The 19,703-nt window shown below is 70.6% G+C and carries 19 protein-coding genes; 11 read left to right on the top strand and 8 right to left on the bottom strand.

The genetic code is table 11. The features are described from left to right. Positions 1-5 precede the first annotated feature (5 nt). From ABD235_RS10065 to ABD235_RS10035, 7 genes are read left to right on the top strand one after another with little or no spacing between them, the layout of a single operon-like run. Entirely contained in the window at positions 6-446 is a 441-nt protein-coding gene (locus ABD235_RS10065) for a phage tail protein (protein WP_344172345.1), read from the top strand. Beyond that, complete coding sequence (locus ABD235_RS10060) at positions 446-1,189, top strand: CIS tube protein (protein WP_344172343.1); 744 nt, start codon at positions 446-448, stop codon at positions 1,187-1,189. Before ABD235_RS10065 ends, ABD235_RS10060 begins: the two co-directional genes overlap by 1 nt. Further along, the gene (locus ABD235_RS10055; RefSeq protein ID WP_344172341.1) at positions 1,190-2,941 is read left to right on the top strand and encodes a VgrG-related protein; all 1,752 of its coding nucleotides are present in this window, start codon (positions 1,190-1,192) and stop codon (positions 2,939-2,941) included. Positions 2,942-2,959: 18 nt separating this feature from the next. Continuing rightward, positions 2,960-3,241: a PAAR domain-containing protein gene (locus tag ABD235_RS10050; RefSeq protein WP_344172339.1), complete on the top strand. Its 282-nt coding sequence runs from the start codon at positions 2,960-2,962 to the stop codon at positions 3,239-3,241. 1 nt (position 3,242) lies between these two features. Next, positions 3,243-3,677, top strand: a complete 435-nt coding sequence (locus ABD235_RS10045) for a GPW/gp25 family protein (RefSeq protein WP_344172337.1) — start codon at positions 3,243-3,245, stop codon at positions 3,675-3,677. A 1-nt stretch (position 3,678) separates the two neighbouring features. Continuing rightward, positions 3,679-5,625 (top strand): putative baseplate assembly protein, encoded by a 1,947-nt coding sequence (locus tag ABD235_RS10040; RefSeq protein WP_344172335.1) that lies wholly within the window; start codon positions 3,679-3,681, stop codon positions 5,623-5,625. Further along, positions 5,625-6,167 (top strand): phage tail protein, encoded by a 543-nt coding sequence (locus tag ABD235_RS10035; RefSeq protein WP_344172333.1) that lies wholly within the window; start codon positions 5,625-5,627, stop codon positions 6,165-6,167. Before ABD235_RS10040 ends, ABD235_RS10035 begins: the two co-directional genes overlap by 1 nt. Here ABD235_RS10035 and ABD235_RS10030 read toward each other — a convergent pair. After that, on the bottom strand, positions 6,133-8,838 hold the full coding sequence (locus ABD235_RS10030; RefSeq protein WP_344172331.1) for an AfsR/SARP family transcriptional regulator: 2,706 nt from the start codon (positions 8,836-8,838) through the stop codon (positions 6,133-6,135). The two genes, ABD235_RS10035 and ABD235_RS10030, sit on opposite strands and share 35 nt — an antisense overlap. A 102-nt stretch (positions 8,839-8,940) precedes the next feature. Next, positions 8,941-10,941, bottom strand: coding sequence for an NlpC/P60 family protein (locus ABD235_RS10025; RefSeq protein ID WP_344172329.1), 2,001 nt, complete (start codon positions 10,939-10,941; stop codon positions 8,941-8,943). A 68-nt stretch (positions 10,942-11,009) separates the two neighbouring features. On the opposite strand from ABD235_RS10025, the gene ABD235_RS10020 reads away from it, so the two are divergent. Beyond that, positions 11,010-13,286, top strand: coding sequence for an Hsp70 family protein (locus ABD235_RS10020; protein WP_344172327.1), 2,277 nt, complete (start codon positions 11,010-11,012; stop codon positions 13,284-13,286). Positions 13,287-13,301: 15 nt separating this feature from the next. Here the strand turns inward: ABD235_RS10020 and ABD235_RS10015 are convergent, their stop codons facing one another. After that, positions 13,302-14,045, bottom strand: coding sequence for a helix-turn-helix domain-containing protein (locus ABD235_RS10015; RefSeq protein ID WP_344172325.1), 744 nt, complete (start codon positions 14,043-14,045; stop codon positions 13,302-13,304). Positions 14,046-14,178: 133 nt separating this feature from the next. Between ABD235_RS10015 and ABD235_RS10010 the strand changes: the two genes are divergently transcribed. From ABD235_RS10010 to ABD235_RS10000, 3 genes are all read left to right on the top strand, one after another. Then, complete coding sequence (locus ABD235_RS10010; protein ID WP_344172323.1) at positions 14,179-14,331, top strand: hypothetical protein; 153 nt, start codon at positions 14,179-14,181, stop codon at positions 14,329-14,331. Positions 14,332-14,353: 22 nt separating this feature from the next. Then, positions 14,354-15,037 carry an alpha/beta fold hydrolase gene (locus ABD235_RS10005; protein ID WP_344172321.1) on the top strand — a complete coding sequence of 228 codons (684 nt, stop codon included), beginning with the start codon at positions 14,354-14,356 and terminating at the stop codon, positions 15,035-15,037. Positions 15,038-15,115: 78 nt separating this feature from the next. Continuing rightward, on the top strand, positions 15,116-15,499 hold the full coding sequence (locus tag ABD235_RS10000; RefSeq protein ID WP_344172319.1) for a VOC family protein: 384 nt from the start codon (positions 15,116-15,118) through the stop codon (positions 15,497-15,499). Here the strand turns inward: ABD235_RS10000 and ABD235_RS09995 are convergent, their stop codons facing one another. The 5 genes from ABD235_RS09995 to ABD235_RS09975 form a co-directional block, all read right to left on the bottom strand. Continuing rightward, positions 15,500-16,792, bottom strand: coding sequence for a cytochrome P450 (locus tag ABD235_RS09995; RefSeq protein ID WP_344172317.1), 1,293 nt, complete (start codon positions 16,790-16,792; stop codon positions 15,500-15,502). A gap of 40 nt (positions 16,793-16,832) precedes the next feature. Beyond that, entirely contained in the window at positions 16,833-17,528 is a 696-nt protein-coding gene (locus ABD235_RS09990; protein WP_344172315.1) for a GAF and ANTAR domain-containing protein, read from the bottom strand. Further along, a complete protein-coding gene (locus tag ABD235_RS09985) occupies positions 17,525-18,232 on the bottom strand; it encodes a GAF and ANTAR domain-containing protein (protein ID WP_344172313.1) in 708 nt (235 codons plus the stop codon). Before ABD235_RS09985 ends, ABD235_RS09990 begins: the two co-directional genes overlap by 4 nt. A gap of 108 nt (positions 18,233-18,340) precedes the next feature. Beyond that, positions 18,341-19,018, bottom strand: a complete 678-nt coding sequence (locus ABD235_RS09980; protein ID WP_344173701.1) for a GAF and ANTAR domain-containing protein — start codon at positions 19,016-19,018, stop codon at positions 18,341-18,343. Positions 19,019-19,219: 201 nt separating this feature from the next. After that, positions 19,220-19,510, bottom strand: coding sequence for a hypothetical protein (locus ABD235_RS09975; protein ID WP_344172311.1), 291 nt, complete (start codon positions 19,508-19,510; stop codon positions 19,220-19,222). Positions 19,511-19,703: the final 193 nt, after the last annotated feature.

Here is a 19,703-nt window from a genome sequence, read left to right as displayed (position 1 = left end):
GCGGGATGAATCCGCAGTATCCGGAACCGGCGGTCACCGTGTGCTTCGGGGTGACGATCGACGACAAGCGGCTCGGGGCGTTCAACAGTTGCGAGGGGCTGGGGCTCGAGGTCGTGCTGGAGCAGCGTGAGGAGGGCGGGCAGAACGGGTTCGTCTGGCAGCTGCCGACGCGGATCAAGTACAGCAACATCAAGCTCACCCGTCCGCTGTGCCAGGACACCACCGAGGTGATGGCCTGGCTCGCCAGCATGACGTCGGGGGTGAAGCCCGCGACCGGCAGCATCACCGCGATGACCGCCGGGCTGCAGAAGGTCGCCACGTGGCGGCTCGCCGGTGTGATCCCGGTGAAGTGGTCCGGCCCCGGCCTGAACCTCGACTCGCCGAAGGTCGCGATGGAGACCCTCGAGCTCGCCCATCACGGGTTCACCGCGGAGAGGGTGAGCTGATGACCGACCCGATCGCCCTGAAGGCGTCCGGCGGTGGCGGTGGCGCGGCGCCGGCCGAGGAGAAGAAGTCCCTGCAGAAGGCGAAGCTGAAGCTGTTCGACCCGTCCAAGGAAGGGTCGCAGGGCCAGGATCGCGGCGAGATCCCGTTCCAGTTCAACCCGAAGGAGGTGACGATCCAGAAGTCGGCCAAGTGGGAGCGCAAGCCCGCGAAGAAGGCGAAGTCGGCCGGGCCGCCGGAGTTCAGCGGCGCGGAGCCGTGCAAGCTGACCGTCGAGATGTTCTTCGATGCCTCCGGCAACCAAGACAACAGTGTCGTGACCGCGGTCGAGAAGCTGTTCAGCTGCTGCGTGCCGACCGAGGAGAGCCGCGGCAAGGACAAGCCGACGCCGCCGCTGGTGATGCTGCAGTGGGGGAAGATCGCCAGCTTCCCGGCGTTCGTCACCTCGGTCAGCGTCAAGTACACGCTGTTCAGCGCCGACGGCGTCCCGATCCGCGCGGTCTGCAGCGTCGCGATGGAGGAGATGCCGAACGAGCCGTGGCGGCAGAACCCGACCTCTGGCGGTCAGTCCGTCCGCCGTTCGCACCGGATGATCGACGGCGACAGCCTGGCGTCCCTGGCCTACACCGAGTACGGCGACCCGGGCATGTGGCGCACGATCGCCCGCTACAACGGCATCGACGACCCGATGCGCCTGCCGAGCGGATCGGTGGTCGTGTTCCCGGCGGCCGAGGAGCTGCTCTGAATGTCGATCACGAACAGCTGCCTGATCGAGATCAACGGGTCGCCGCTGCCGGCCGACGTGGTCAACCTGCTGAGCACCGTGTACGTCGACGACAGCCAGCGCCTGCCGGACCTGTTCGAGATCCGCTTCCGCGACGGCGACCACGTCGTACTGGCCAAGACCGGCGCCAAGATCGGCGCGCCGGTACGGATCTCGGTGCTGACCAGCACGAGCCAGACCGCCGCGCTGCTGATGGCCGGCGAGATCACCGCGCTGGAGGCCGAGTTCGACACCGGCGGATCGTTCACGGTGATCCGCGGCTACGACCCCGCGCATCGCCTGTTCCGCGGACGCGGCACCGGCAGCTACCTGCAGATGACTGCGTCGGACATCGCGCAGAAGGTCTCGCAGCGCGCCGGGTTCACCAACGGGACGATCGCCTCGACGACGACCGTGTTCGAGCACGTGTCGCAGGCCGGGACGAGCGACTGGGAGCTCCTGGACGCGCTGGCCGCCGAGGCCGGGTACGAGGTCTCCGTCCGCGACGGCAAGTTCAACTTCGGCCCGCCGGCGACGGCGGCCGGTGCCCCGAGCAACGAACAGAACCCGCTCGTGCTCAAGCTCGGTACCGACCTGCTCAGGTTCCGCGCGGTACTCACCTCGGCCGGCCAGGTGAAGGAGGTCGAGGTCCGCGGCTGGGACACGTCCACCAAGCAGGCGCTGACGACCAGGCGGCCGGCGCAGACCAGGAGCGCCGAGCTGCCCCAGGCGAGTCCGGCCGAGTTCGCTCACGCCTTCGGCGACAAGGTGTACGTCGCGACCGACGTACCGCATCGGACCCAGTCGGAGGTGGACGCCGCCGCGGCCGCGATCGCGGAGGAGCTGGCCGGCGCCTTCGCCGAGTTCACCGGTGTTGCCCAAGGCAACCCGGCGCTGAAGGCGGGCGTCGCCATCACGGTCGACAACCTCGGTACGCCGTTCGACGGCAAGTACACGGTCACCACCACCAGGCACCGGATCGACCCGACGACCGGCTACACGACGTCGTTCGCGGTCACCGGCGCCCACGACCGCAGCCTGCTCGGACTCACCGGTTCGGCAGCAGCGCAACGGGCGCCGGCGGGTGTGGTGATCGGTCAGGTCAGCGACAACAACGATCCCGAGAAGCTCGGCCGGGTGAAGGTGACGCTGCCCTGGCTGTCGGACGACTACGTGAGCGCCTGGGCCCGCACCGTGCACGCGGGCGCCGGGAAGGATCGCGGCGCGCTGATCATCCCGGAGGTCGGTGACGAGGTGCTGGTCGTCTTCGAGCAGGGCGACCTGCGGCGGCCGTACGTGCTCGGCGGGCTCTACAACGGCGTCGACGTACCGGATGCCAAGGGCATCGAACCGATCGACTCCGGCTCGGGCGCGGTCAACCGCCGCTCGATCGTGTCCAGGAACGGTCACCGGATCGACCTGCTCGACCAGGACGGCCGCAAGGAGGGCATCACGCTGGAGACCGGCGACGGCAAGCTCAGCGTATCGGTCGACGCGACCAGTACGACGATCACCGTGCACGCCGACGGGACGGTGAAGATCGAGGGCAGCAAGGGCGTCGTGATCGACGCCGCCGCGGCCAAGCTCGAGCTCAAGGGCGGCGAGGTCTCGGTCACCGCCACCGGCAACCTGCAGCTCAAGGGGGCCAACACGACCCTCGAAGGCAGCGCCAACACCGAGGTCAAGGGCGGCGCCCTGTGCTCGGTCTCGGCCGCCCTGGTCAAGATCAACTGAGTCACTGAGGAGACGGCGATGCCCGCAGCAGCCAGGGTCGGCGACCCGACCGGACATCCGGGAGTGATCGCGCCTCCCGGCGTACCGACCGTCCTGATCGCGGGGTTGCCTGCGGCAACAGTCGGTACGCCGCACATCTGCTCGTTCCCGCCACCGGCCGTACACCCGCCGACCGTGATCGCGCCGCCCGGTTGCCCGACCGTGCTGATCGGCGGCCTGCCCGCGGCGCGGATGGGCGACCTGGCCGCCTGCGGCGCCCCGATCGTCCTGGGCGCCCCGACGGTCTTGATCGGAGGATGAGATGAGCACCGACTTCATCGGCGCCGGGTGGGCCTTCCCGGTCACCACGGACGCCACCGGCGCGGTCGCGCTGGTCACCCGCGAACGCGAGATCGAGCAGGCGATCCGGCTGATCCTCGGCACCGCGCGGGGTGAGCGGCCGATGCGGCCCGAGTTCGGCTGCCGGATCCACGACCACGTGTTCGGCCCGGCCAACGCCGCCACCGCGGGCCAGATCGCGTACGACGTCCGCGAGGCCCTCGAACGCTGGGAGCCGCGGATCTCGGTCGAGGACGTCGGGGTCGGCTACGACCGGATCGAGCAGGGCCGCGTGGTGGTCGACGTCGGCTACCTCGTTCTCGGCAGCAACGATCCGCGCAACCTGGTCTTCCCGTTCTACGTCATCCCGGACGAGCAGGTCGCCGGTACGACGCAACCGGCCGAGCTGGGGGTCTGACATGCTGCCCGCGCCGAACCTGGACGACCGGACCTTCCAGGGCCTGGTGGACGAGGCCAAACGCCTGGTCCAGCGCCGCTGTCCCGAGTGGACCGACCACAACGTGTCGGACCCGGGCGTCACGCTGATCGAGGCGTTCGCCCAGATGGTCGACCAGCTGATCTACCGGCTCAACCGGGTCCCGGACCTCAACTACGTGAAGTTCCTCGAGCTGATCGGGGTCGAGCTCCGGCCGTCGGCTGCCGCTCGTGGAGGCGTGACGTTCTGGCTGTCCTCGCCCCAACCGCAGCCGGTGCTGGTCCGCGCCGGCACGGAGGTCGCGACCCCGCGCACGGACATCCACGAGCCGATCGTCTTCACGACCACCCAGGATCTGGAAGTGATCCCGTGCTCGTTCGGCCACGCGGGCGCGATGCCGGCCGACGGGCCGCCGGTGGACCTCACCACGGCGCTCTCCGGCCGGGACGGTTTCCCCTGCTTCTCGGAACGTCCGGTGCCCGGCGACGCGCTGCTGATCGGACTCAGTGAGGCGGTTCCGTCCTGCGCGGTGACCGTCCGGATGACCTGCAGCGTCTCCGGCAGCGGCGTCGATCCGCGGCACCCGCCGCTGGTCTGGGAGGCGTGGACGGGGTCGGGCTGGACCGAGTGCGACCTCGACAAGGACGAGACCGGCGGCCTGAACAAGGCCGGCGACGTCGTCGTGCACGTCCCGCCGCAGCACGAGACCTCGATCATCGCCCGCCAGCGGGCCGGGTGGATCCGGTGCCGCCTGCTCGCCGTCGACGAGGGCCGCCCAACGTACACGAAGTCGCCGCGGATCCTGTCCGTGTCGGCGTTCACCATCGGCGGGACGGTTCCGATGATGCACGCCGAGGTGATCCGGCACGAGCTGCTCGGCCGTTCCGACGGGACGCCGGGGCAGCGGTTCGCGCTGAAACGCCGGCCGGTGGTGCCGTCCGAGGAACCGTGCACGGTCGAGGTCACCGACGACGACGGCGTCGAGACGTGGGAGCCGGTGAGCAGCTTCGCCGACTCGACCGAGGACGATCGGCACTTTCGGATCGACGCGTTCGCCGGGTGGGTGCAGTTCGGTCCGGCCGTCCGCGCGGCCGACGGACGGCTCCAGGCGTACGGCGCGGCGCCGCGCTCGGGGACGAGCGTCGCCATCTCGTCATACCGGACCGGCGGTGGCCGCTCCGGCAACGTCGCCCGGGGCCAGGTGCGGGTGCTCAAGTCCAGCGTTCCGTACGTCGCCCGCGTGGAGAACCGCGCACCGGCGATCGGCGGCGCCGACGCGGAGACGCTCGACGAGGCCAAGGTCCGCGGGCCGATGCTGCTCAGGTCGCGCGGCCGTGCGGTCACCGTCGAGGACTTCGAGGAGCTGGCGCGCGAGGTCGCGCCGGACGCGGCGCGCGTGCACTGCGTCCCGGCGACCGAGGCCGCCGACGCGGGTGGCATTCGCGTGCTCGTCGTACCGCATGTGTCCGGCGATGCCGTCGGGCGGATTCGCCGCGACGACCTGATCCCGCCGCAGGGAACGCTCGAACGGATCACCCAGACGCTGGACGAGCGGCGCCTGGTCGGGACGCGGTTGCTGGTCGCGCCTCCGGAGTACGTCGGACTGACGGCGGTGGTCGATGTGAGTGCCCGGTCGCGGTTCGACCCGGACGAGGTGAAGGAGGGCGTGCTCGAAGCGCTGTACAGCTTGCTGCATCCGTTGACGGGTGGCCCGGACGGGACGGGCTGGCCGTTCGGGCGGTCGGTGCAGTCGCACGAGGTGCACGCCGCGCTGGCGCGGATCCCGGGCGTCGACATGGCGCAGGAGATCAGCGTCGCGCTGTTCCCGGCCGATCCGGTGACCGGCCGGCGATCGGCTCCCGTGCAGCGGCTGGACCTGCCGGCGACGGCGCTGGTCTTCTCGTACGAGCACCAAGTGCGGGTGCGCTGATGCGCGGCGCGCTCGGGCAGCTGCCGAGCCCGCACCCGCTGGGGGAGTCGCTGCCGTCGATCTACCGGACCGACCAGTTCACGCAGCAGTTGTGCGCGAGCTTCGACGAGGTGCTCGCGCCGGTGATCAGTGTCCTCGACAACTTTCCGGCCTACCTGGATCTCGGGACGGCGCCCGAGGACATGCTGCCCTGGCTGGCGCACTGGATCGGGCTGGCGGTCGATCGGGGTGACGACCCGGCGCGGCAGCGCGAGTTGTTGCGGTCGACCGGCGTGCTGCACGGTCGGCAGGGGACGCGGCTGGGAATCGAGCTGGCGATCAGCGCCGTACTGGGGGTGCGGACCGAGGTGGTCGAGTCAGGCGGGGCGAGCTGGTCGGTCGATCCGAACGATCCGTTGCCGGGGGAGGCTCTGCCTGCGGTCGTCGTACGGGTGTTTCCGGTGGTCGGGCAGGAGATCGACGAGCAACGGCTGAAGGATGTCGTGGCGGCGCTCAAGCCGGCGCACGTCATCCATCGCGTGCAGGTCGTTCCCGCGGACTGACCGGAGCCTCCAGCTCGGCGGAGATCCTGGCGTACTCACGACGGGTCGCTGCCGCTGCCGTCGGGTCGCCTTGTTCTTCCTGCAGATCGGCAAGGAGGAGCCAGGAGGAGTCGCGCAGCGCGTCGAGCTCGACGGCACGGTGGGCTGCATGCAGAGCCTGTACGTCGGTCGCAAGGTCGGCGACCTGGAGCGCGGCCTCGGCGGCGGCGAGCCGGTAGCGGTCGCGTTCGGCCAGGACCCACTCCGCGGCGCCCACCTCGGGCAGCAGTTCGCCGACGTAGAGGTCGAGGACGGCGGACCAGTCGGTGAGCGTGCGGCTCTTCCTTGCCTGCCGCAACCGGGTCTCGAACTCGGTGAGGTCGTTCCACGTGCCGGGAAGCACCAGCCGGTAGGCGTCACCGTTGCGTTGCACGGCTTGGTCGCCCAGGCCTACTGCTGCCAGACATTGCCGCACGTTCGACGCCGCCACTTGCAGGCGATGGGGCCCGGCTTCGGTGGGCGCGTCCGGCCACAAGGCGTCGATCAAGCGTTCGCGGTGCAGGTCCCTACCAGGATGAATGGCCAGCAGCAGCAACAGCGCCCTGGCCCTTGGTCGCAGCGGCGGCCAGTGCACGGCTTGTCCGTCGAGTTCCAAGCGGAAGCCACCGAGGGTGTGCAGGCGCGCACGGCTGCTGGTAACACCTTTTGCAGGTTCCTCGATCAGCCGGCGGGCGTGGTCGAGGAGGCGGTGGGCGCCGGGCACGGCGGCTGCACGGATGAGGTGCTCGGTCTCGGTCAGCTGGGCGGCCGTGCCGGGATGTCGGAGTCTGGCCATCGCGACCGCGCCGAAGGTGAGCGCCCAGGCTCGTGGCGCCCGCGCATCGAGAGCGGCGGCTTCCACGGCAGCTCGTCGCAGCCAGTCGAGCGCGGCCTGGTCGTCTCGCGTCCGGAGCTGAGCCGCACCGATAGAGGTTGCCATCAGCAACGAGCCCCAGCGGTCGCCGTCCCGGGTGCACTCGTCGACCAGCGCCGCGCAGCCGTCGGGTCGCCAGTCCTCCGGGCGGGTCGCCAGCAGGACGGCCGCCTGCAACCCACGCGCCAACCGGGCCAGCCACGGCAGCTCCTCCAGCTCCGCCGAGAGTGCGATCTCCTCCAGCGGCACCTCGGCGTCCGACCAGTTGCCGCGCGCGAGGTCCGTGACGACGACGGAGATCGCGGCCCACAACCGCCCGGCCGATCGTGCCGACGAATCCGCCGCCACTGGCAGCAGCAGCTCGCGCGCCTCGTCCAGCCGGCCGGCCAGCAAGGCAATCGTCCCGGCTGCCAACGGATCGTCTGTACCGACTCCTGGTTCAGGGATGCGCCGAGTTGCCTGCCGGATCGCGTGGCCGGTACGCCGTACGGTCTGCCCATCACGTCGTACGGGCGCCGCCGGCGGTTGCGGCAGCCACACCTCGGCCTGCGTCCGCTCGTCGGCACACCGCGCCTGGAACTCCGGATCGTCGAGCAACGCCTCCGCGTCCTTGTACGCGCGCACCGCGGCCTCGACCGATCCAGACCGGAACAACCGCCGCGCCCGGGCCAGCGCGAGCCACGGATCGTCGTCCGGCAGTCCCGACCGAGCGACCCAGTCGTGCCCGGCCGTGTTCCCCTGCTGCAGCAACCGCGCGACCGACGCCCAGTCGTCGGCCAGCGCGTGGGCGCGCATCGCGTCGCGCGGGCAACCGGCCTTCTCCAGCAGCTGCGCGCTGCGCGAGTGAAGCTCCCGCGACGCCGCCGCGCCCAGCTCGTCGATCAGCAAACCCTTCAAGTGCGTTTGAAGGACCTGGTGATACCTGTACGTCGTACCGTCGTCGGTCGACGTCGTGAAGAACTGCAACGCCTCCAACTCTTCCAGTACGGCGGCGCTACCGGTCTGCTCCAGCAACTCGTCGCACAGCGGCCCGGTCAGCCGCCCGAGCGCGCTGGTGATGAGCAGGAACCTCCGCCGTTCCGGCGCCAGCCCCGCCAGCACGTTGCGCGTCAGGTAGGCCCGCACCAACCGCGACCGTCCACCGAGCTCGGTCGCGGCCCGGATCCGCTCGGTACTGGACTTTCCCAACGTCGCCAGGTGGAACAACTGCAAGCCGGCAGCCCACCCACCCGTACGACGAGTCAGCGCGGCCGCCGCTTCAGGCGACAGGGGCTGCCGATACACGGACCGGAACAGCTCCTCGACTTCCCACGAGCGGAACCGCAGATCGTCGCTGTCGAGCTCCAGCAGATCGCCGGACACCTGCAGCCGCGACGTGTTCAACGCGAGCGGCCGACGCGAACCGAACAGCAACCGCAGGTGTCGCGGCCGGAACTCGAGGAACCGCTCCAACGCCGTCTCCGCAGGACTGCCGGCCAACTCGTGCACGTCGTCCACGATCAGCTGAACCGACTGCGCAACCCCGCTTTCCGTTGCGAGGATGAGCTGGTCGACGGTCGTCGAGACTGGCAGCGCGTTCGGCAGTACGACGGACAGCGCCTCGGTCACGTGCTGGACGAGCGCGTCCTCGGTCCGGTCTTCCGGTCTGGCCCGGTACCAGGCCGTCGGCCGGAGTTGAGTCGCGGCGACCTGCGCGAGCAGCGTGGTCTTGCCGGAACCAGCCGGTGCGAGCAGCAGACCGACGCTGGGCCCCGCTTCGTCGAGCAGCGGACGTTCCAAGCGGTCACGGGACAGACCGGAGGGCTCCGGTCGACGCACTTTCTCCCTGAACACCACTGAACCCACGGCAAGCCCCCCGGCGTGCTGGCACGACACCAAGTTTCAGTGTGGAGCAACGTCGGGGGTCCCGCCCAGCCCATCAGCCCCGTCAATTCCGCCGATCCCCAGATCCTGCCCTTCCGGGCCGGCGCCGGTACCGAGGTCCCCGCCGAGGCCGCTCTTCAGGGGGTCGGAACCGAACTGCGCTTCGATCGAGTCGCTGATGCCGTCGTTGTCAGAGTCCAGCAGCGTCGGGTTCGTCCCCAGCGACACCTCGCTGCTGTCCGACAGACCGTCGGCGTCGGTGTCCATGCTGCGCGGATTCAGGCCGGCCTTCGTCTCGTACGTATCGGTCAGTCCGTCCTTGTCACTGTCCACCACGCCGTTGCGGATCACCTCGGCGAACTGGCCCTGCCCGCCCACACCGGCCACGCCCGGAATCTTGCCGGGATCGGTACCGGCCGAGATCTCGAACGGGTCCGAGACGCCGTCGCGATCGGTGTCGGCCGTCAGCGGGTCGGTGTGCGACTTGATCGCCTCGAACGCGTCGGGCAGGCCGTCCTTGTCGGTGTCGGCCGATGCCGGGCTCGTGCCCGCGAGCTTCTCGAAGGCGTCGGTGAGGCCGTCGTGATCGGTGTCCGGGGGAGCGGCCATCGGCGTACCGAGGTCGATCTGGTCGTAGTTGCCGGCGGGAGCGGCAGCGACGGGAACGACGTCCGGTCCGGCGGCGGCCGGTGGCGCGGCGGACGAGTCCAGCCCTGGGATCACGCCCGCGTAGTTGAACCGGTTGTGCGCGGTGAACTCGCCCACGCCGTACTTGGTGCCCTTCGCCTCGATCGTGCGGCCGTCGCCGAGACTGATCGCGACGTGCGCCTTCGACGGCCGGCCACCGCCGGGCGTGGGCTCGTTGGAGAAGTAGAACAGCAGCGCGCCCTTGGTGTGCAGGGCCTGGTCGACCGGGATCAGCGCGTCCTTCTGCTTGAGATCCAGGTACTGGTACATCGCGCCGTCCGGGATCTCCACGCCGGCCTGGTACGCGGCCCACTTGGTCAGCTCGGAGCAGTCGAACTTCTCCGGGTCCGGATCGCTCAGCTTGGCCCGGATGCCGAAGACGTACTGGTCGCCCTCCTGCGCCTGCGCGACCTCGACGAACCGCCCGACCTTGGTCGAGTCGGCCGGCGACTGCATCGTCTGCGCCGGTACGACGGCCTGCCGCGTCATGGCCGGCTGCTGTTGCACCACAGGCTGTTGCACCGCAGGCGTCGCCGGTCGAGGGATGACCCCGTCCCCGCTGTCGGCGTGCGTCGGGTCGGAGCCGTACGTGATCTCGATCTGGTCCGACAGCCCGTCGTTGTCGCTGTCCCACTTCAGCGGATCGCTGCCGAGCGTGGCCTCCGTGCTGTCCGACAGCCCGTCCCGATCGCCGTCGGCGAGCGTCGGGTTCGAGTGGCTGACCGCGATCTCGTACCCGTCGCCGAGCCCGTCCTGATCGGTGTCGGCCAGCTTCAGGCCGGTCCCGGCCGCCCGCTCGAACGCGTCCGTCAGCCCGTCGTGGTCGGTGTCCTGCTGCATGCCGACGGTCTGGCCCGTGTCGATCTTGTCGTACGAGACCGCCGGCTGGAGCTGCTGCGGCGCCGCGTCGTTCGCGCCGGGCAACGGCTCCAGCAGTTGCGACCGGTACCCGCCGACTCCACGGCCGTCGCCCTGCACGCCCGTCACCGCCTCCACCTTGTCGAGGTAGGTCCGGTAGTCCGCGGCGGTGCCCTTGTTCGACGAGTGGGTGGTGGTCCACGGCCGCATGTCGGTGCCGTGGCGGGAGATCGCGTACGCCGCCTTCGCGTTCGCGAGCGGGTCGTTGAGGTCGCCGTACTTGGTGCCCCGGCTCCCGTCCGCGGCGACGTTGATCTGCCACAGGCCCATCGAGTGCTCGCCCTGGTCGTTGAGCGCGCCGGTCCGGCCGCCCGACTCGGCCAGGGCGATGGCGGTCCAGGTGGTCGCCTGATGCGGCGTGAACCCCGCGGACAGTGCGGCCTGGTAGATCTCGGCGATCGACAGCGTCGGCATCGGCAACCCCCTGTTCCGACTCTGTCACCAGAGTAAGCGCGGTGCCCTACCATCAAGAAGGAGACGTCATGGGGGAACCGTCGGGCGATCCGGGGTGGGGCATGGGGTATCGGCTGGGCGTGGACCTGGGGACCACTTTCACTGCCGCCGCGATGCGGAACGGCGGTCCGCCGAGCATGCTCGGACTCGGCAACCGCGCGCTGCAGATCCCGTCCGTGCTCTACCTGCAGGAGGACGGCCAGTTCCTGGTCGGCGAGGCGGCCGAGCGGCGCGGCGCGACCGATCCGGCGCGGGTGGTCCGGGAGTTCAAGCGCCGGATCGGTGACCCGATCCCGCTGATGGTTGCCGGTACGCCGTTCTCCGCGCAGGCCTTGTCGGCGCGGTTGCTGTCGTCGGTCGTGGCGACGGCGACCGAGCGCCGCGGCGCCGCGCCGGACGAGATCGTGCTGACGTACCCGGCGAACTGGGGCGCGTACAAGCGCGAGCTCGTCGACCAGGTGATCGCGCTGGCCGACGTCGGACCGGCCGTCACCTGTCCCGAGCCGCAGGCCGCCGCCATCCAGTACGCCGCGCAGGCGAAGCTGCGGGCAGGCGACCGGGTCGCGGTGTACGACCTCGGTGGCGGGACGTTCGACGTGTGCGTGCTGGAGAAGACCGGCGACGGGTTCACGATCCTCGGCAACCCCGAGGGGATCGAGCAGCTGGGCGGGGTCGACTTCGACGAGGCCGTGTTCCAGCACGTCGTACGCGCCCTCGGTCCGGCGATGGAGGACCTCGACCTGGACAGCCCGGAAGGGCGCACCGCGCTGACGAGGCTGCGCCGGGACTGCGTCGAGGCGAAGGAAGCGCTGTCGGTCGACGTCGAGACCTCGATCCCGATCACGCTGCCGGGACGCAGTACGTCGGTGCGGCTGACGCGGGCCGAGCTGGAGACGCTGATCGCGCCCGCGCTCGAGCAGACCGTCGAGGCGACCGGTCGGGCTTTGCGAACGGCCGGTACGACCAGCGAACAGCTGAAGGCGATCGTGCTGGTCGGCGGCAGCTCGCGGATCCCGCTGGTGAGTCACCTGTTGCAGTCGCGCTTCTCGACGCCGACGGCGCTGGACACGCACCCGAAGCACGACATCGCCTTGGGCGCGGTGCAGTTCGTCCCCGAGGCGCCGACCGCGACGATGGCCGCCGTGGGCGCGGGCGTTGCGGCGCCGGGGGTTTTGCCGAAGCCGGTCCGGACGCCCTTGTCGAGCAGTACTCGTCGGCTGCTGGCTCTGGGCGCCGGGGGAGTGGCCCTGCTCGCGATCGTGGTCGTGGTCGCGATCCAGTTGGCGTCCGGTGAGTCGCCCGACCCGGTGTCGGGTCCGGGGCCTGGTCCGACGACTGTGACCAGCAGTTCGGCACCGCCGACCGTGACGCCACCGGCAGGTCCGAGGGCGCTGCCCGTCGCATCACCAGGGCTCAGCGACAGCCAGCTGATCATTCCCGTGCGGAACGGGACGAGTCAGAGCTTGCACCTGGCCGACGTCAGCCAGTCCGGTACCTCGACGAAGCTCAGCAAGTTCGCCGCCGGTACGCGGGAGGGCGTCGACTCGGGCCCGGTCGTGTCGCCGGACCGGCGGGCGATGATCTTCACGCGAACGACAGCCTCGGCCAAGGGCACGTTGTGGGTGTCCGGTGTGGACGGCAGCGGCGCGCGACCCTTGTTCGCGAAGCTGCCGGCGCAGTGCGCGGACGGCATCGACCGGCCGGCCTGGAACCAGAAGGTTCGTACCCAGCTCGTCGTGTCCTGCGCGGCGGGCACGACCAAAGGTCTGTACCTGGTCGACACCGACGGCAAGGTCGTGCGGCCCTTGTTCACGGCCAAGGGCGACAAGCTGTTCCGCAGCGACCTGACCGTCTCGCCGGACGGCACCCGGGTCGCGTTCCAGGGCAAGCAGGGCGTGTACGTCGTACCGATGGACGGCAGCGGCAAGGTCCGTCAGGTGACGACCGGTGCTGACGCGGACCCGGTCTGGTCGCCGACCGCGCCGGGCGTGATCGCGTACCGGCACTACCTGACCGCGAGCTCGTGGGCGATCTTCCTGACCAACGTCGACGGCAAGGATGTCGCCTGTCGTCGGCTTCCGGAGGCCAACCCTCTCGGCGGCGGCAAGCTCTGCCAGTTCACCGACGGCGGTACGTTCGAGCAGGACCCGACCTGGTCGACAACGGGTACCCAGCTCGCCTTCCGACGTGGGCCTCTCGACGCCGCGCAGATCTTTGTCGCGCCTCTCGACGGCAGCGCGGCTCCCCGCCCGATCTGGCGCACCACCTTGGGCAACCAACTGGCTCCCGCGTGGACCACCCGCTGACAGCGGCCCGCCGCTTCAGCGGCGTACGGATGATTCTGCGTTGCCGTCCGGAGGCCGGGTGTGCAGCACGTCGCGGACCTGCTCGGCGGCTCGGAGGATGCTCTCGCTGATGAAGTCGCTGAAGCGGGCGACGTTCTCCAGCCGGGTCGCGGCGAGCGTGCCCGGACCGAGCACGGGCACGCCCTGGCGAGCGGTCTCGGCGAGCCGGCCGATGTTGCGGGCGCTGGCGATCGTCGACTGGTACCAGACGTCGTTGTCGGCGAAGTAGCGTTCGCGGCGGCGCTCGTCGCGCTCACGGCGGATCAGGCCCTGCTCCTCGAGGAACGTGATCGCCTTGGAGACCGACGCCGGGCTGACCTGCAGGTGCTGGACGAGCTCGGACGCGGTCAGGCTGCCGGCCTCGGCGATCAGCAGGCACGTCAGCACCCGCGACGCCATCTTGGGCAGACCTTGGGACGTGAGCAGCGTGGTGAACGTGTCCTCGTACTGGCGCACTGCCTCGGGGTCGCCCTGGTGGCCGAGCGTCCGCACCCCCTTGGCCCGCGGGGTGGCCTGCTTGGGCCGGTGCGCCCGGCGCTCGGTCGCGCGGTGGGCGGCGTCGGCGCGGTAGTCGGTCGGGCCGCCGTTGCGCATCACCTCACGCGTGATCGTCGAAGTCGGCCGGTCGAGCCGCCGGGCGATCTCGGCGTACGCGAGCCCGTCCCCAAGCCCCAGCGCGATCTGCTGCCGCTCCTTCTGGCTGAGCCTGCCACCTGACACCGCCGCTCTCCCTCCATCGGCCTGACTGCAGGTCAGCGTAGCGTTCACCATCGGAGAAACGTCGGCGCGCGCGGGGTGTTAGAGAACTGTGAGGACGCGGGATCCGCGCCGGATCGCTCGGTAGGGTTCCCGGATGCTCATCGCCAACCTGGTCTGGGCCGTCGGCCTCGTCGCCGTCCTGCTCGGCCTGGTCGCCGCCCTCCGCTACCGCCTCGTCACCGGCACCTTCCTGATCGTCTCCGGCTTCACCATCGGCATCCTCGGCATCGAGGTCGTCGCCGGCTGACCCGACTGGGTACCGGGCCGGCATGTTCGAGGGCTTCACGCTGGATCACATCGACGTCGGTGACGCCGTACTGCGCGTGCGGTACGGCGGCTCAGGTCCGCCGGTCGTGCTGCTGCAGGGGCATCCGCGGACCCACACCACCTGGTACGCCGTCGCGCCGGCGCTGGCGAACGCCGGCTTCAGCGTCGTCTGCCCGGACCTCCGCGGCTACGGTGGATCGAGCAAGCCGATCACGGACGCGGAGCACACGCCGTACTCGGCGCGAGCCAAGGCGTACGACATCGTCGGCCTGATGAGCGCGCTGGGGCACGAGCGGTTCGCCGTCGTGGGGCACGACCGGGGATGCTACGTCGCCTACCGGACCGCACTGGATCATCCCGGCCGCGTCAGCAAGCTGGTGGTGATGGACGCCCCGAGAACCACGCCGACTTCCTGGCCGCCGTACGGAATCCCGCGACCGTCCACGCGATGCTCGAGGACTACCGTGCCGGCCTCGGCGTCGACCGTCGGGCCGACGAGGACGACCGTGACGCCGGCCGGAAGATCACCTGCCCGGTCCTGGTTCTGTGGTCCACTCGCGACGACCTGGAGGAGCTGTACGGCGACCCGGTCGCGGTCTGGGAACCCTGGTGCGAACAGGTCCGCGGCCACGGGATCGACTCGACGCATCACATCGCCGAGAACGCACCCGCCGACCTGGTCCTGAGCTTGCGGGCGTTCCTGCGGGACGCATGAGGTGCCGGCGGGTGGGGAATCGGTGGGGCATCGCGTTGAGGGAGGCTTTGTGGCTGACGAGATGGTTCCGATGGCGGGTGTGGTGCTGGACGCGGCCGATCCGAAGGCGCTGGGGAAGTTCTACCGGCGGCTGCTGGGGTGGGAGATGGTCGAGAGCGACGACAACTGGGTGCAACTGCGCGGGCCCGACGGGTCGAGCAAGTTGTCGTTCCAGCGTGAGCCTCGGCATCGTGCGCCGCTGTGGCCGAGCGAGGTGGAAGGGCAGCAGATGCAGGTGCACCTGGACTTCGAGGTCGCCGACCTCGAGGCGGCCCAGCAGAAGGCACTCGACGCCGGCGCGACGCTGATGGACTGGCAGCCGCAGAAAGAGGGCGTCCGGGTGATGGCCGATCCGGCCGGGCACATCTTCTGCCTGTTCCTGCCGGGCTGGTGACTACCGAGCCGGCCAGAAGCCCAAGCGGATGCTGGTGTGGTCGAAGGTGGTGGGCAGGTCCTTGCCGCTCAGCTTGTCCCGCGTGGTCGGGTCGACGTCGAGCTGATGGTGGGCAACGATCTGACTCGTCACCGCACTGGTGGTGAGCAGCACGAGGTTGCGGCCCGGGCAGACGGCGGGCCCGGCGCTGAAGGGGATCAACGGCCACTGGCCGTCCGAGCGGCCGTCGAGCCAGATGTCGGGGACGAATTCGTTCGCGAAGTCGAGAGCCTCGTCGTCGCGGTGGAAGACCGAGCTGACGATGGCGAACTGGGTACCGGCGGGCGCCGTACGGCCTCGCCAGTCCGTTGCCTGACGGGCTTCGCGCAGCACGACCAGCGTGGTGGGCCAGAGGCGGACCGATTCCTGGATCGACGCACCGGCGTACGCGAGCAACGGGGCGTGGTGAGCGTCCTCGTCGGCGATCCGCGCGGCCTCCTCAGGACGCGTCGCCAGTACGGCGAGCAACCGCCACAGCGCGATCCCCGCGGCGTCGAAGGCGAACAGCCAGTGGGGAACCTGCCCGGCCGGATCCAGATCGTCGGCGGGCGGCAGATCGCCGACCAAGCTGCCGGGTTCGGCTTTGGCGACGTACTCGTCGAGGAGCTGCTGGAAACGCCGGCGGCTGCGCGTGTCCCGGCGATGGAACTCGGCCCAGTTGGCGTCCGCGCGCAACCCGTCGAGCAGCCGCGTCACCTCGGTGTCGTCGCGCGCCGCGGTGCCCAGCACGATCCGCCGGACGAGCCGGGACCAGCGGTCGCGGAAGTCGGCCCAGCCGAGGGTGCCGCTCAGCTCGCCGAACTCCTCGGCGATCGCCGTCAGCATCGCGTCGGCGTGGCGGTGCACGGGCTGGTGCGTGTCCAGGGCGTGCTCGTTGATGGCCCGCCGGGGCGCGCGCAGCGGGGGATCGGTGACCAGTACGGCGTGCGGCTGGAAGTGACGCAGGGCGCCGGCCTTCTCTTTGGTCGCCGCCGAGAACGGATCGGGTGTGTTGTCGAGCAGCCGCCGGACGTCGGTCGGGTCAAGAACCACGGCGACGGTGCGGTGGGCCAGTCTGACCAGGAGCGGACCTTCGCTGTACTTCGCGCGCAACCGCCGTACGCGGTGCAGCGCCCTGTCGTCCGCCGAGACTCGATCGGCCAGCCGCGACATCATCGGGCGCCGGACGATCGCCCCCTGCGCGACCAGCGGGAGCAGGATGTCGTTGGCGATCCGCGCGGTGTCGGCGACGGAGGCGGTGGGAAGACTGGCCATGGCCGCGCCGGTGCCCCGGAGGCGGCCCGGTGAAACCGTTTCAGTCGCGGTGCTGGGCCTGGCGGATGACGTCGTCGGCGGTCTCGCTGAGCGTGGTGCCGTTGTCGAGGGCGCGTTCGACCAGCAGCCGGTAGGCGGCGGCCATGTCGAGACCGGTGGTGTGGGCGAGGACGCCCTTGGCCAGTTCGACGACGGTCCGGCCGCCGAGAACGGTGCGGATCCGCTCCTCGACCTGCGCGGTGCTGAGCTCGGTCTGGACGATGACCATGCTGGCGACGTCGGCGAAGGCCTGGCTCAGCAGCCGGGTCTCCTCGTCGACGGATTCGGGGGTGCGGTGGAACGCGTTCATCGCGCCGAGGACCTGCCCGTGCCAGCGCAGCGGTACGGCGACGACCGCGTGGAAGCCGGCCGACAGGATCGCCGTACCGACGTCACCCCAGCGCTCGCCGATCTCGTCGGACCGGGCGTTGACCGCCGTCCCGGACTGGAAGGCCTCCACACACGGCCCGGTGTCGTGCTGGAGCTGGTAGAGCTCGAGCTCGCCGGCCTGGTGCGAGGTCGCGCTGAGGAGCTCGAGCTGGCCGTGGTCGTCCTTGACCAGCATCCCGGCCGCGGCCGCGCCGGTGAGGTCGGCGTAGCTGGTCAGGAGGTGGGCCAGGGTGTCGGTGGTGTCGTGCTGGCTGACCATGGCTGCCGCGGCGTCGGCGAACGCTTGGGCAGCGGTGACGGCGGTCATGGGGTCTCGCTTTCGGGGTCGTCGGAGAAGCGCAGACGCCGGCGCAGGATCTGTTCGGCGACTTCGGGCAGCGTCTGGTTGTGGCTGAACGCGTGCGCCCGAAGCAGCGCGAGCGCGTCGTCCGGGCTGATCCGGAGCTGGGCGACCACCATGCCGGTGGCCTGGTGGATCTGGGAGCGGCTGGCCCAGCTGCTGTGATGCCAGTCGGACTCGCTCGTGGGGGAGTCCTTGACCAGCGCGGCGCCGATGGCGTCGGCGAGGAACTGCGCCGTCTCGGCGTTCGGCAGGTCGCTCGCCGAGGGGTAGTGGACACTCAGGACCCCGAGGACGACGCCGCCGGGGCGCATCGGTACGGCGTACAGAACGCCGGTGAGGCCGCGGGCGGCCTCGGTGAACAGCGGCCACTGCCCCGGATCGCTGTTGCCCAGGTCGGCGACGGTGATCTCGCCGGTGGTGTAGGCCGCCGGCGCCGGGCCTTCGCCGAGGACGTCCTGCAGGTCTTCGAGCCGGGCCGCGATGTCGTCGGTCGCGGTCAGCGTGACCCGGTCGGCCAGGGTGTAGGACAGCGTGATCGCGGCGCCGTCGCCGCCGAGCAGCGTCAGGTAGCCGCGCGCCAGGCGCGTCTCCAGCGGGTGCTCCGAACCGCCGTCGGCGATCAGCCGCGCCAGGCGTGTCAGCAGGGTCGCCGGGTCCAGGTCGCTCATCTGCCGATCACCTCGTCCCCAGTTCACCACCGGCACGAGCTTCGCACCAATCCGGCCAGCCCATTCCACCAGTCCGAGGGGCCGACACCCCCACCGACCCGCCGCCGGTCAGGATCCGTGGGACGCGGCGACCGGCGGGTCCTCGGACCGGGTCGGGAGTTTGCGGGTGTCGATGAGGTGCTGGGCGACGTCGCGCAGCTTGGTGTTGGTGTCCTGGGAGTAGCGACGCAGTACGGCGAACGCCTTGTCCTCGGGCAGGTCGTAGCGCTCCATCAGCAGGCCCATCGCGATGCCGACCAGCTTGCGGGCGTCGATGGCCTGGAGCATCGACTCCTCCTGGCGCGCGGTCGCGACCGCGACCGACGCGTGGCGGGCGAGAATGTGGGCGACGGCCTCGTCGTCGGCGGAGAAGGCGTCGGGCTTGAGGTGGTAGAGGCCCAGTACGCCGACGGTCCCGTCGCCGGTCGCCAGCGGGACGTCCAGCACGCTGCGGACGCCCAGACGCCTGACCACGGCGACCCACTCGGGCCAGCGGTCGTCGGTGCACGTGTCCCGGACCAGGACCGGCTTCTGCTCGCGCATGCACGCGATCAGCGGACCGTCGCCACCGGCCAGCTGCGACTTGTAGATCTCGGCAACGACCGGGTCGGTCACCGCGGGCGCCTCCGCGCGCCGCCCGCGAACGGAGAGGGCCACGCCGGCATGGGAGCAGCCGAGGGCCTGCAGGGCGAACTGGACCACGGCGTCGATGGTCTCTTCCACCCCGTCGGTGCCGTGCAGGTCCATCGCGAGTTGCGCATACCGCTGCGCTGCCTTGTGCGGGTCGTGCTCCACGATGCCGGTCTCCAGTCGACAGTGGTCGGCGTCACCCCGTGGCTGGAGCGACTCGCCTCCATCTTGCCTCGTTCCGCGCGGGAACGCACGAACCGGCTTGTGTCGGTCCGGGCGGGAAACGGTGGAGCAGATCGCACCGATTGCGCGGAGGGCTCACAGGGGAGCCTGGTCGCGGCTCTTCAGCCGGCGGTAGCCGAGGTAGGAGACGCCGCCGACGGCCACGACGAACACAGCGATGGCGGCCACCACCCACGGTGTGCCGGTCCAGTCGTTGGGGTCCTCGTCGGTATCGCCGGGTGGTGGCGGGCTCGGCGTACTGGTGCCGACCGTCGGGCTGGGCGCGTCTGCGGCGACGGCGGGCAGTACGCCGGTGCACAGCGTCAGCGCCACGAGAAGCGTCGCCAGTACGGATCGAGCCGGCCGGGCAGGCCACAGGGTGTTCATGCAGTCCTCCTTTCGATCACGCTCCTTCCAGGCCGGTTACCGGACGGTCGATCGTCAAACGAGGCCCCAGCACTTGACGCCGCTGACGGATCGGCGCCCACTGAGATCAGCGGCTTCGCGCTGGGCACGCCTTCGGCTTGGCCGAGTGCAGCCACGCTCGAAAGCCGGGTCTCGGCCTGGCGAGCACGGCGCC

The organism is Kribbella lupini (assembly GCF_039529595.1).
GTDB lineage: Bacteria > Actinomycetota > Actinomycetes > Propionibacteriales > Kribbellaceae > Kribbella > Kribbella lupini.
Note: the sequence above shows the minus strand (reverse complement) of the source record. Positions and strands in the feature narration are given on the sequence as shown.